We start from the raw sequence: 13,009 nt of genomic DNA on the forward strand, positions 1-13,009 counted from the left end.
CGTGCCATCACGATGGCACGCGCCTTGTGGTTTTCCGCCGCACGTAGACACGCAGGCGCTTGCGATAAAACATCGTCACGCTTGCCGTTTGTTCCCACATTCAGCATGTCGCATCGCGGGCATGGCCTGGATGGCCAAGCCGCCGATTCACGATGGCGCAACAACCCAAGAAAGAGGCAAGGAGAGCGCGAGACAAAACGGAAAAACACGAACACGAGCCATGCGTCCAACAGTAAACGCCTGCTTAAAAACGTGTCTGCCTACGATATTGGCGCGCCCCCACCCCCTCACCAATTGTGCGCCGGCGCATAAGTGGCCAGCGACAGCCCATCACCATCAGGGCAGGCAATGTCTCAACGACCGCAAACACCGCTCCATCTCCATTTTGGTAGCAGCATCGCTCTCCGTGCTACATGCCGCCTCCATATCGGGCAAGAAAGGCAGGTAGTCGGTCTCGGCGATGAAACGAGCGGCTCTCGCGCGCACCTGTGGAGCTCCATCAAAGAGCAATCCTTGCACCCAGCGCTTCGCATCCCACGAGCGGCGCTCCTGCAACCAGTCCAAAGCCGCTATCTTTTCACCCGCGGAGCCATATAAAAACGTCTCGTAACATAGCCGCTCACGTTTCAGATCAGCCTTGGTCATAAGATATTCCCTATTATATATATCGGCGTTCACCACCCGCGACTTGTACGTTTTGACAGGTTTGCGCAAGGTCCACCTCACCATCCGTGGTATCATCCACATCATGCCGGGCGTAGCCTCGGGATGCGCTATGCTGCAAAACACTCGTCCTCGGCCGTAGTCATTGCCTATAAAAAAAGGTTTGCCGTTGGTCATATTGGCCGGGGCGTCTTCCTCCTCGTGCACATCACTCTCCATCATGGCAAAGGTGGTGTAATGAATGGACGAGGTGTCATTTTTCACAAACACCGGTCCCTCATAATACATCACGTAAGACAATGTCCTTGCGGCCAACTCCGGAAACAGGTCTCGCCCCACCTTGGTCAGCGAGAATTTGGCTATACCGTGGCCACGATTGTCGTGCTCTATGTCGATGGCCTTGGCGCCATTGACGCGCATGCACGCATAGCCAGGCGTGTCGGAAAACAGGTACGCGCCCGCGCAGATGCCCACAGCTCCCTTTCCCGCGGCCACAAACGCCTTGATGCGCCTTTGGTTTTCCGCGCCAAGGTTGAGAAATTGCGTTGAGCCGCCGCCACCGGGCACGATAATGGCGTCCAAACTATCGAGCGCCCCACCCGCTATTTGGGCCGCGGTGACCGTCCGCGCCGTCATCTCAGGATCGAGCCTGATAGCCGCGACAGCTTCCCATATACACGTTTCGGCCCCTCCATGACCACGAAACACGCCCACCCTGATCGGGCCTGACAAACCGGCGGAGCTGCCAATCAATGGCATTGCCAGCAAAGCAATGCTCAACACCCATCCTTTCATCATCGTTGTTAACGTTTGGTTTTTCATTTTTAAAATAAGGTTGTTATCATTTGCAAATGTCAGCATTTTAACTCGAGCATCCAAAGAAATGGGCAAATATCATTCGCTCAAATCGAAAGTTTGCCTGCCTAAGCCATTGCGGACCATATATCAATATCGAAACAAACAAGCGCGCTCCTACCAATTCGTTAAAATAAAATCATAAAAACCTGACCATCTAAAAAGCATGTTTTAGAGACTAAAAATACTTTTAAAAAGAAAAACACTATCAAAAAAAAACGCATCAAAGTTTGCGCATTGCGCCATTAGCATTTTATCGTAACGCGTTTAGCACGTAAACGCCAAGCGAATGACACTCATTCGTCTGATGATTAGGCATCAATCTCAACCCGTTTAAGTATCAATGGCAACGCCAACAGGAGATGATGGCATGGCGTCTTACATCCAACGGCGCACAAACGCCTCACCATGAGCCATTTGCGAGAAACGCCATTTTGGGGCGTATTCATGACCATGGAAATGTTTTTTGAAAATAAACGAAATACGCGAGGGTGTTTGTCAAGATTATTATCTATGTTTCTCTCGCAAGAAACGACGACCGCCACGCCGACGCCTCCCATTTCTTCGCGAGCGCGCAAGGCCTTGTCGCATAACTCCTAACAGTCTTAAAAAATCCTAACAAAAGAGGGTTGTGAGTTTTTGGGGCTTTGCATAACTTTGCAAGCGGAATGAAACAAGCCATCGCGACAATCCCCAACCGGATGGAGAATGGCATAATATCAACCTAAAATAATACAAAAACAAAATGTTATTCCACACGCTCCTGTTTCTCTCTTTGGGCATCACAACGCCCGAAAACCCAGCAGACTCCACCACATACAAAGGCGGAGACATAGACGAAGTGATCATTACCGAATTTAAATCCAACCGTCGCAACCTATCACCAACTTCCGTTTCGGCCATAAACAGCCGCACACTTAAAACATTGGAGGTGAGATCGGTCAAGGAACTAACGGCCGTGGTGCCCAATTTCTTCATGCCAGACTATGGGTCCAAGCAAAACTCACCCATCTATATCCGCGGCATCGGCACGAGGGTGAAAGGAGCGACCACGGGCTTTTACGTGGACGGCGTGCCCCATTTCGAAACATCGGCTTTTGACATAGACATGAACGACGTGGCCAACGTTGAGGTTTATAGAGGACCACAAGGCACGCTCTACGGCCGAAACTCCATCGGTGGGCTCATCGCCGTGCACTACCGCTCGCCGTTAGACTACCAAGGCTCAAGGATCAAAGTGGGCTATGGCAGCAAAAACGACGTGGTGGCACAGTTCTCCTCTTATAACAAGATGGGCGACAACCTCGGCATCGCCATAGCCGGCGGATACCATCACAACAGCGGCTTCTTCCTGAACCACACCACCAACGCCATGGCCGACGCCATCAACGGTGGCATGGGACGGCTATCCTTGGAGTGGAAACCAGCCGCGTCATGGACGCTTCGGCTGAACACCATGCTCGATTACAGCGACCAAAACGGCTACCCTTACGGCAAATATGACATAAAAAAGGACTTCGTCGCGCCCGTCAGCTACAACCGCGACTGCACATACAGGCGAGTGGTGTCCACCTCTGGCTTGAACGCTCGGTACGAAGGCAGCCACGTGAGCTTCAACTCGCAAACGTCGTTCCAATTCGTGCAAGACAAGCAAGGAATGGACCAAGACTTCACGCCAGCCGACATGTACTACGTGACAAACAAGAATTGGCAGAACATGGTAAGCCAAGACTTTACCCTGAAATCAAACGACGACAGCCGCTACCAATGGATCGTGGGACTCTTTGGCATGGCTCAAAACCTGCGCAACAACGTGGAGGTGGGGTATATAGCCAAGAAGTTCAGCACGCCCACCCACAACCGCATACCCACTTACGCCTTGGCCGTGTACCACCAATCATCTTATAACATCTGGCGCGGGCTGTCGGCCACGGCTGGATTGCGCTTCGACTACGAGCACGCGCAAGACACTTACGAGAAGCAAATGCTCTCCATGATGACCCATAAAAGCAAAGTGCTGTCGGCTTTCGACGCCAAACTGCATTTCAGGCAGCTCACGCCAAAGTTCTCATTGCAATACCTCACCACGGAAGGCAACCTCTATTACGCCTCGGTGGTGCGCGGATACAAGGCCGGCGGCTTCAACCAGAGCATAAGAAACGAGAGCGAGCGGACGTTCAACCCCGAGTACAACTGGAACTACGAGATGGGCGCCAAACTGAGATTTTGGGATGACAAGCTAACCACTGACCTCACTCTCTTCTACATTGACTGGCGAGACCAGCAAGTGGCGCAGCTTGTTCCCGGAGTGGGCAACATCTTGCACAACGCCGGGCACTCCGACAGCAAAGGCCTTGAGTTGACCATAGCCGCACGCCCCGTTAACAACTTGACGCTGCAAATGGATTACGGCTACACATACGCGCGCTTCCTTAACTACAAAAAGACCGACAAACTGGACTACGCTGGCAAAATGCTGCCATTCGTTCCAAGGCACACCTTGGCCGTCAACGGCAGCTACGTGGTGAACCCGCGCACATCGCTGATAGACCGCATCGTGCTGACAGCTGGCGTAACGGGGGTTGGAAAGATGTTCTGGCAAGAGGACAACGCGGTGGCCCAAAACTTCTACACGTTGCTCAACGCAAAGATTTCCATAACCAAGGGGCGTTTCACATGGGACATATACGGTAAAAACATCGCGGACGCCAAATACAATGTGTACTGCTTTAAGTCGCACGAATATTTCGCCCAACAAGGTAAGCCCATGTCATGGGGCACAAGCGTTATCGTAAATATTTAACTTAGATTTGTATAGATAGCCCATGTCGAGCCGAGCGAAGGCTCTTCGAGGGCGGAGCGTAAGCTGGCGAACAAGCGTATCGACATACGCTATCGACCATGCTTACGCTTTGCGCTGAAAACAAAGAGACCCCCCGAAAAGACGCCAAGCGCGGTTGTCGCGCCGCGAGAGAAACATTATACAAGAACATTGAGATTATGAACGTTACACAACAAACGAGTTCTCAGGCTAACGAGGGGCTGATAGCCAAGTACAACGTGCCCGCGCCGAGGTACACAAGCTATCCGCCAGCCAACTATTTCGCTGATTTCACGCCAGACCAGTACTTGGCGGCCGTGGCCCAGACAGACCGCGACGAGAACAATATATCGTGGTACATACACATGCCTTTCTGCCGAAAACTGTGCCATTACTGCGGTTGCAACTCGTACCCCATGCAGAAACCCGAGGCCGTGGAACGCTACGTCAACGCCATACATCATGAGATAGACCTCATGGCGCTACACCTACGCCCGAACAGAAAAATATCGCAGATACACTATGGAGGGGGCAGCCCTACGGCCATCGCGCCGCGTTTCCTCAAAGAGATCAACGACCACCTGCTGTCATTACACGCCACCATAGACCGCCCGGAAATCGCCATAGAGTGCCATCCGGGCTATCTCCAAGCTAAAGACTGGAACGAACTGCTGGACTGTGGGTTTAACAGGTTCAGCATCGGCGTGCAAGACTTGGACGAACATGTGCTGAAAGCGGTGAACAGGGAGCCGTCGCTGATGCCTCTGCGAGACATATTTGGCCTGCTGCGGAGCGCTGGGGCCACCATCAACCTCGACTTTCTCTATGGCCTGCCGCTGCAAACACCCGAAAGTTTTGCCCGTAATATAGAGGCCGTGGTGGAGTTGCGCCCAGACCGGGTGGTCACCTTCAGCTATGGACACGTGCCTTGGGTGCACAAGCGCCAGCTCGTGTTGGAGAAGATTGGGCTGCCCGAGGAGCGCGCCAAACAGCGCATGGGCGCCAACGCGAGGGCCATCATGCGCCAAGCCGGCTACCGAAGCATTGGCATGGATCATTATGTTTTGCCCGAAGACGAATTGAGCAAGGCTTTGGACAACCACTATTTGCGCCGCAATTTCCAAGGCTATTGCACCCTGCGCACCACCGGACAAGTGTACGCGTTGGGGGTGACGGGCATCAGCCAACTATCCACGGCCTACGCGCAGAACAGTCATGACATAGACGGCTACATGGCCAACATAGAGGCTGGCAGGCTCGACGTGAGACGAGGCTATGCGCTCACGCACCGCGACCAAATGGTGCGCGAGGTAGTGGAAAGTCTCATGTGCAACTATCATGCAGACTGGAAAGACATAGCCAAGCGCATGGGCGTGAGTAGAGAGGAGCTTCGCGAGGCTTTGCACTGGGACGAGAACCAACTCCGAGAGATGGAAGCCGACGGCTTGTTCATGCGCACAGAAGACACGCTCACCATGACAACAGAGGGCACTCCATTCGTGCGCAACGTGGTGGCGGCGCTCGATCCGCTTATGGTGAACACCACGCGAAAATTCTCCAAACCCATATAGACCGCGCGACAAGGCATTTCATGCGCCACGCAGGCAACCAATTGGATGGGCCATGGACCAACACCCTCGTTCAATTAAAGAATAAACACGAAAAAAATGGAACAGAAAAAACAATCCACAAACACTACCGCGACTCCCTCCGCGAACCACGAGGCCGACGTCGTCGTAATTGGGGCGGGGCTCACTGGCCTCACCACCGCGTTCTATCTGGCGCGTGGCGGAAAAAACGTGGCTATGATAGAGACCTCTGACCGCGTTGGAGGGCAAATACACTCACACCACGTAGGCAATTTCATATTTGAGAGCGGACCCAACACAGGGGCAATATCCTATCCGGAAGTGGTACGGCTTTTCGATGATTTGAAGCCCTCTTGCGAACTGGAGGAAGCCCACAAGTCTTCCCGACGACGACTCATTTGGAAAGGCCATAAGTTTCACGAGTTACCCTCCGGGCCCATCAGTGGACTGCGCACACCGCTGTTCACGTGGCACGACAAGATAAGAATTTTGTTCGAGCCGTGGCGAAAGAAGGGTACCAATCCTAACGAAAGCGTGGGCGACATGGCCGCGCGCCGACTTGGAAAATCGTTCGTAGACTATGCCGTGGACCCATTTTTGTCTGGCGTTTACGCCAGCGACCCAGACCGTCTGCCCACAAGACTGGCGCTTCCCAAACTGTATAATTTGGAGCAAAACTACGGCAGTTTCATTCGTGGAGCGCTGGCCAAGCTCAAAGAGCGCAAGTCCACGGCCGACCGAATGGCCACCAAGGGTGTGTTCTCGGCGCGTGGTGGCCTGAGCAACCTGACCAACGCTTTGGCCCAATCCATCGGCATGGACCGAATACATACCTCCGCCCAAAACGTCTCTGTCATGCCCAAAGGCAAAGGTTGGGTGGTTACTTTCCGCGCGAAAGACGGCATGGAAACCACCATCGCATGCCAACGGGTGGTCACCACGTGCCCAGCCTACGCGCTGCCCACGCTACTTCCGTTCATCGACAAGGCGCGAATGGCCAAACTGAGCAACCTGTACTATGCGCCCATAGTGCAAATTGGAGTAGGCTTGACACACCACAGAGGTATCAAATACAACGCGTTTGGTGGGTTGGTGCCATCCAAAGAGCATAAAAAAGTATTAGGAATACTCTTCCCATCGGCCTGTTTCGATGGTCGCGCCCCTAAGGAGGGGGTGAGCTATACCTTTTTCTTGGGTGGCACTCGACATCCCGAATATGTGGAAAAGAGTGACGAGGAACTGAAAAAAATTATAGACGACACATTGCATGACATGCTGAAATATCCTGCCGACATGCACGCGGACTCCATCCAAATATACCGCCACAAGCGAGCTATACCACAGTATGAGTTGAGCAGCCAAGAGCGATTTGACACGATTGGGGAGCTCGCCGCGCAATATCCCACGCTCACTATCGCCGGCAACCTATGGGGAGGCATCGGCATGGCAGACCGCATCAAGCAAGCCGTGGGCGTGGCGAAAGACATCAACAAAGGCTAAGCCTTTTTGTATGGACATGGGACAAGCAAGCGCACGAATGCCATTGGCGATGGCGGCCAATGGGCCTTGCCCGTTGATTTTGTCACATCCAAAGGCGCGCGGCTATAAAAGCCTCACGCCCGGCAAATCTTATCACTTTCTGACAAGTAACGCGTCGCATGCTTTCCCATTCAAATTATCTTGCGTTTTTACATGTCAATTTATGTTAAAGCCTTCTTTTTATCCAAGGTTTTACGTACATTTGCATCCGATTATTGGGAAGATTGGCAGAGTGACCGAATGCGCTGGACTCGAAATCCGGTATACCCTTTTTGGGTATCGGGGGTTTGAATCCCTCATCTTCCGCTTTTCAATGAAAATGCTTGGCTAACGATTGCCAATAGTTTTCAATCACCAAGCAGGTTCAATTCCTATGAAAAGGCTTTTCCATATTCTAACGCTCGCCGTCTCGCTGTTCGTTTGTTGCCAAACGAGCATACATGCGGCAAACATTGGCAAAAGTCCGATCGCGCCCAGAGAGCTTTCCGGGCTCAACGAGCGCGAGCGCAAAGACACGCTCCACGGCTTTGAGAAAAGCGAAGAAAAAGCCACGGCCATTATCGAGAACACGGCCGAAACATACCGTGTTTGCAGCTCAAGGCCACAACGCATCCTTCCTTCATGCGAGCCTGATTTTGGCCATTTCATCGCACAAAACGAACGTCCCAACCATGCGACTATCATCGCACACAGACAATCTTCACATCCCAAACAGAGCGCTCCGATTAGGAAAGGCAGCCCGGTTCGATACTATGTCTACGCGCTGAGACATATCATTTGCTGAAAATCACGTCTTTTTCAATTCAATCTTCATTCTCGCTCCGATAGCGGCAGCGCCGTCCAGCCTGTTTCCATTGGCCATAACGGGCGCGCCGTTCTCCTTGCCGGCACGCGCGAGAGCGACGAGTGGCCCAAAAGCCAAGCGTCGTCCCGGCAACCCATTCATTCATTTAAAAGACGTATTTAACAACATGGCAAATATTAACAAATTAGAAATAGTGAAGGCAAACGCCGACAAAAACATAGTGACCATCAAGAAAGGATTTCTCGGCATGGGAGGAAAAGTAATGGACAACAAGTCCGGACAACCCATGACCGTGACCGTGGAAGAGTTCGACTCCGCCGAGGGCGAGCTGCTGTCGCGTGTCATCAACATGGACACGGAGGGCATGGCGCAAGCTCTCGCCGCCCGAAAGCCACACCCCGCGGGCTTGGGCAACTTCCGATTGGAAACCTTATTGACAGAGGACGGCAACCTGTTGCTGATGCAAATGTTCAAGTTTGTCGATTTCAAACATCGTCCATTCTCCGACCTTAAGGTCATCAAGGGCGAACACGCCAAGGAGATAGCCCGGTTGTTGGGTGGGCGGTAGCGCCCCCAACGCATAGTTAGCGGCATGGTCCGCGCGTCTCGCGTTACCACCATCCATATGTCTGTTTTTTGCCAATTCATCGCCTTTTACAGGCATTCCGAGCCACCACACTCCATGTGCGACGCCGGGGGATGGGCGAAAAACCACACAAAAACAGGATGGCGGCCAAGCATAAACATTTCCTTATAAGCCAAAAATTCCCGACATGGCGCCAACATGCCATGTCGGGAACGCTTTTCCAACCCATAAGAAGGTGGAATAACACCATACAGTTTTATCTCGTAATCCACTCGAACAAACCACAAGATGGGCCTTTTGGCAGGTCGACGACAATTCTTACAGCCATGGGGTTCGCAGGCTCGAAGTTGACAGCGCAAGGCAATCCGCGTTCGGCGGATTACCGCTCGACAGCCGCAACAGGTTTCCAAACGCCACATTTGTCCTGCCAGTCGAGGTTCCAACCACCAGGAATAGCGCATCCTGCCCACGGAGAGTCATCCTGCCCACAACGCCATTCATAGTTTTTGAAAGCGTCAAAGAGGCTATCCCCGTCTTCAAAACGATAGCAAGCTGTACACTTGGGTGCATCGCGGACACGCCCCGCGGCATCCCAACTTTCATATTTCCTATACCACGCAGATCCAAGCAAAATACAGGACAAGGCTCAAAACGACGTCGCGCGCGCCAAACCACCCATCCCATCGAAAGAAAACGCTTGCGCCGAGGTTGGCGAGGCCATAATTTTCCGATCTTGAAAAAGTGTCAATTTATCCATGCACTCATCGCTCACGCACCCTCGGCGGCATGGTATGACGAGCGCACCAAAGGCCCACTCTCCACATGATCGAAACCCTTGGCGAGGGCTATTTTCTTGTATTCGGCAAACTGTTGTGGCGTGATGTAGGCCGACACCGGCAAATGAGCGGCGGTGGGCTGCAGGTATTGGCCGATGGTGAGACGCCGGCAGCCGGTGCCCAAAATGTCGTCCATCAGCTCAAGCACCTCCTCACGCGTCTCTCCCAGCCCCACCATAAAACCTGTTTTGGCCGCTATGCCACAACGCGCTATCTCGCTCAGCACGCCCAGGCTGCGCTCGTAGCGTGCCACGCTACGTACAGACGGCGTGAGCCTGCGCACTGTTTCCATGTTGTGCCCAGCCACGTGGGGACGGGTGGCCATGACCATCTGGACGAGATTGGCGCGCCCCATGAAGTCGGGTATGAGCACTTCTATCTTGGTGTTAGGGTTCAAGGATTTAACCTCCTCTATAGTTTTGACCCAATGGGCCGCTCCATGATCCGGCAAGTCGTCGCGGTCCACCGACGTGATGACAGCGTAGCGCAGACCGAGAGCCTTCACGGTCTCGGCCACATGGCGTGGCTCGGCGCAATCCAAAGGTGTTGGCCTGCCCGTGGGCGTGTTGCAAAAACGGCATTTGCGGGTACAGATGTTGCCGCCTATCATCAACGTGGCCGTCCGGGCCATCCAGCATTCGGCGCGGTTGGGACACAGGCCGTCGGTGCAAATGGTGTTCATGCGATGTCCCGCCAAAATCTTAGCCGTCTCCGCGGTCGACTTCTTGGACGTGAGGTCTATTTTCAACCACTCGGGTTTCATCACGTGGGGCTCTCGTCCAAAGAGCAAACGCAAGAACTGCTTAAGCGTCAGGCCTCGCACGATGGCCGACAGGTCTACGACCCCCAACGCCTCGGCCACAGCCTCGCGACTGAGCGCCACGCCACGCAAGCGGTTGAGCAGCCCAAGGTCAATGTCGCCCAAAAGAAAATAATCGCCAATCAAATTCATCTTCACAATGGTGTTATTTTTCAACTCCACGCGCGCTTCCAAGGTGCCAACGCCCTCAAAACGGCGCTTGCGCACGATGGAATATTTGGGATTGTTGCCATAAACGAAGTCGTCATCCGCCAGCGTCTTCTCTATCTCGGCTATACCCCTCAGGTCATCGTCGGTCAGCTCGAGCGTCTCGTCGCCACACATGTAATGCCGCACGTAATCCATAAACTCCTCCACACTGAGCTTAACATGTGGCGCCACGTTGTTGACACGCTGGCTCACCGAAGCCACGCCCTTGCTCCGCAACTTCTCTCGAGACGGGGTGAGCGACCGCTCCAAATGGTCCAGCCGGGTGTCATACAACAGCGAATTGTGTAGCACGCTACGGCCGCGAAGCGCGTAAAACGCGCTGCCCGATACCTTGCGGCCGTCCACCAAGATATCGTTCCGACCGGACAGTTGGGCTTCCACGCCCAAGCCGCGCAGCACATCGGCCATGCCACGCATGTACCGTACAAAAGCCTCGTTTACGCGATCAGTGTAAGATATATAAGAAAACTGTATGCAGCCAAGATCGCTGTATATGCAGCCTCCGCCACTCTTACGGCGAAAAATGTCTATGTTGTTAGCCTTGCAGTAATCTATGTTTACTTCATTTTCGATGAGCTGGTTGCGGCCTAACATCACCGTGGGGGCCACACGCCAGCCCATGAAATAGTCGTCGTCGGTGTAGTGGCAAGCCACATACTCCTCCACGGCAAAATAAAAAGGCAGTTGGCGTATCTTCTCGGGATGCGGTATAATGATGTATTTCATTTTAAGGTTATAAAGGTTATGGGCGCAAATATACAAAAAAAAACAATACCATAATGTCATTTTCCAACACTTGGCATGTATTTTTTCACAAAAGACAGCATGACAGCCACGCGACGCCTCTTCCCATGAAACGAATGGAAACGCTCCGACAGCCATCTTGGGCTACCGTCGGGGCATCTCGCGCCGAAGGGCAACTGTCGCGGAAAGCCATCTTTTACACTTTGAAAATAACCGACAAAAGCGCGAAAATACAGGGCTTATTATGAAAAAAGAAATCGTTGGCTACAAATACGCCAAAAACAAGATCAAAAATGTTAGTCGCTATCAATCTGGAAGTTACAAAACATTTTATCTTTTTATAGTTGGCTCGCGCTCGTTTTCAAATGCGTTTAACACCCAATCGCGCCGCGATTAGCGCATATTGGCGAGACAATTAGCGTTGATTCGACATGCGTCCAGGCTCTTTTAGCATTGCCATTAAGCGCTAAAGGCCGCACCAATCAAAAAACAATGACACATATCTTGACCAATTATTAACAAACCATTAGAATTTATCGTCTAAAACGTTAGTTCGCCAAGGAGCGGTTTTTATGATTTATAATTGACAAAAACGATATGAAAATCATTGTTTGTCGCGCCATGCGTTATACTATATGGGAATATCGCCAACCACCTGTCGACGGGATAATGGCGTATGTTTTTACGACAGGTGAAACCTGATGAAATCTGCCAAAACAAGTAGGCGCAAGCAAAATTATTAATTGTAATTTGCGAATTGTGAATTGAAAAATTGCTATATTTGCCCCATCAAAACTATACAGACATGAAAATAGGCATATTTTGTTCGGCCAACGACAATATCGACCCAGACTTTTTCAAACTCACCGAGGAATTGGGCACGTGGATGGCAACCGAGGGCCACACCTTGGTCTACGGCGGATGCAACATCGGCCTGATGGAGTGCGTGGCCAAGGCCGTCCACCATGGCGGTGGCCGGACCATCGGGGTGATACCCACGCGCATGGAGCGAGGCGGCAAAATGTCAGACTATGTGGACGTGCACGTGCCATGCGACGACCTGAACGACCGCAAGCAACTACTGATGGCGCAAAGCGACGCTTTTGTGGCGCTGCCAGGGGGCGTGGGTACACTGGACGAGATTTTTACCGTGGCGGCCTCCAAAACGGTGGGCTACCACAATAAAAAAGTGGTGCTGTACAACATGAAAGGCTTTTGGCAGAGTGCCATCGACCTGCTGGACGACCTGCAAAAACGTGGATTTGTTCGCGGGCAATGGCCAGATCTCATCAAGGTGGCCAACAGCCTCGAAGAGCTTCGATCGTTGATAGCCAACTCATAAGGGCTTTGCGCATTGCCCAATAGAGAGAGCGCAAGCCCGCTCGGCAATCGTCGTGGGCAATCGGCAGATTGAAAACACGACGCTCGACAAGCGTAAACACATGAAAATCCCCGCGTTCTCACGATGAGAGCGCGGGGATTTGAGTTGTCGCAAAGACAAACAGGCAGTCATTTTGAGTGGTTAAGCTGGCATTCAAGTT

General features: G+C 52.5%; 10 protein-coding genes and 1 tRNA gene. 8 read left to right on the plus strand and 3 right to left on the minus strand.

Annotated features, from left to right (window positions below; all coding sequences use genetic code 11):
* Positions 1-336: 336 nt before the first annotated feature.
* Positions 337-1,422, minus strand: a complete 1,086-nt coding sequence (locus HMPREF1640_RS10200) for a BPL-N domain-containing protein (RefSeq protein ID WP_052051802.1) — start codon at positions 1,420-1,422, stop codon at positions 337-339.
* Between the two features lie 841 nt (positions 1,423-2,263).
* Here HMPREF1640_RS10200 and HMPREF1640_RS10210 point away from each other — a divergent pair.
* The 5 genes from HMPREF1640_RS10210 to HMPREF1640_RS10230 all read left to right on the plus strand — a co-directional run bounded on the left by HMPREF1640_RS10210 (position 2,264) and on the right by HMPREF1640_RS10230 (position 8,251).
* On the plus strand, positions 2,264-4,321 hold the full coding sequence (locus HMPREF1640_RS10210) for a TonB-dependent receptor (RefSeq protein ID WP_036894390.1): 2,058 nt from the start codon (positions 2,264-2,266) through the stop codon (positions 4,319-4,321).
* Between the two features lie 197 nt (positions 4,322-4,518).
* A complete protein-coding gene (hemN, locus tag HMPREF1640_RS10215) occupies positions 4,519-5,910 on the plus strand; it encodes an oxygen-independent coproporphyrinogen III oxidase (protein ID WP_036894407.1) in 1,392 nt (463 codons plus the stop codon).
* 96 nt (positions 5,911-6,006) lie between these two features.
* Complete coding sequence (gene hemG / locus HMPREF1640_RS10220) at positions 6,007-7,428, plus strand: protoporphyrinogen oxidase (RefSeq protein WP_052051801.1); 1,422 nt, start codon at positions 6,007-6,009, stop codon at positions 7,426-7,428.
* A 257-nt stretch (positions 7,429-7,685) separates the two neighbouring features.
* Positions 7,686-7,773, plus strand: a tRNA-Ser gene (locus HMPREF1640_RS10225).
* Between the two features lie 67 nt (positions 7,774-7,840).
* Entirely contained in the window at positions 7,841-8,251 is a 411-nt protein-coding gene (locus tag HMPREF1640_RS10230) for a hypothetical protein (RefSeq protein ID WP_036894391.1), read from the plus strand.
* Positions 8,252-8,254: 3 nt separating this feature from the next.
* Here HMPREF1640_RS10230 and HMPREF1640_RS13360 read toward each other — a convergent pair whose 3' ends face one another.
* Positions 8,255-8,413, minus strand: a complete 159-nt coding sequence (locus HMPREF1640_RS13360; protein WP_156098786.1) for a hypothetical protein — start codon at positions 8,411-8,413, stop codon at positions 8,255-8,257.
* 25 nt (positions 8,414-8,438) lie between these two features.
* Here HMPREF1640_RS13360 and HMPREF1640_RS10235 point away from each other — a divergent pair, with 25 nt between their 5' ends.
* On the plus strand, positions 8,439-8,840 hold the full coding sequence (locus tag HMPREF1640_RS10235; RefSeq protein WP_036894392.1) for a hypothetical protein: 402 nt from the start codon (positions 8,439-8,441) through the stop codon (positions 8,838-8,840).
* A 786-nt stretch (positions 8,841-9,626) separates the two neighbouring features.
* Here HMPREF1640_RS10235 and lipA read toward each other — a convergent pair.
* Positions 9,627-11,450, minus strand: coding sequence for a lipoyl synthase (lipA, locus tag HMPREF1640_RS12885; RefSeq protein WP_081935344.1), 1,824 nt, complete (start codon positions 11,448-11,450; stop codon positions 9,627-9,629).
* 262 nt (positions 11,451-11,712) lie between these two features.
* Here lipA and HMPREF1640_RS13365 point away from each other — a divergent pair, with 262 nt between their 5' ends.
* Complete coding sequence (locus HMPREF1640_RS13365) at positions 11,713-11,865, plus strand: hypothetical protein (RefSeq protein WP_156098787.1); 153 nt, start codon at positions 11,713-11,715, stop codon at positions 11,863-11,865.
* Positions 11,866-12,273: 408 nt separating this feature from the next.
* Positions 12,274-12,810 (plus strand): TIGR00730 family Rossman fold protein, encoded by a 537-nt coding sequence (locus HMPREF1640_RS10250; protein ID WP_036894397.1) that lies wholly within the window; start codon positions 12,274-12,276, stop codon positions 12,808-12,810.
* Positions 12,811-13,009: the final 199 nt, after the last annotated feature.

The sequence above is a fragment of the Prevotella sp. S7-1-8 genome, from assembly GCF_000758925.1.
In the GTDB taxonomy this organism is placed as follows: domain Bacteria; phylum Bacteroidota; class Bacteroidia; order Bacteroidales; family Bacteroidaceae; genus Prevotella.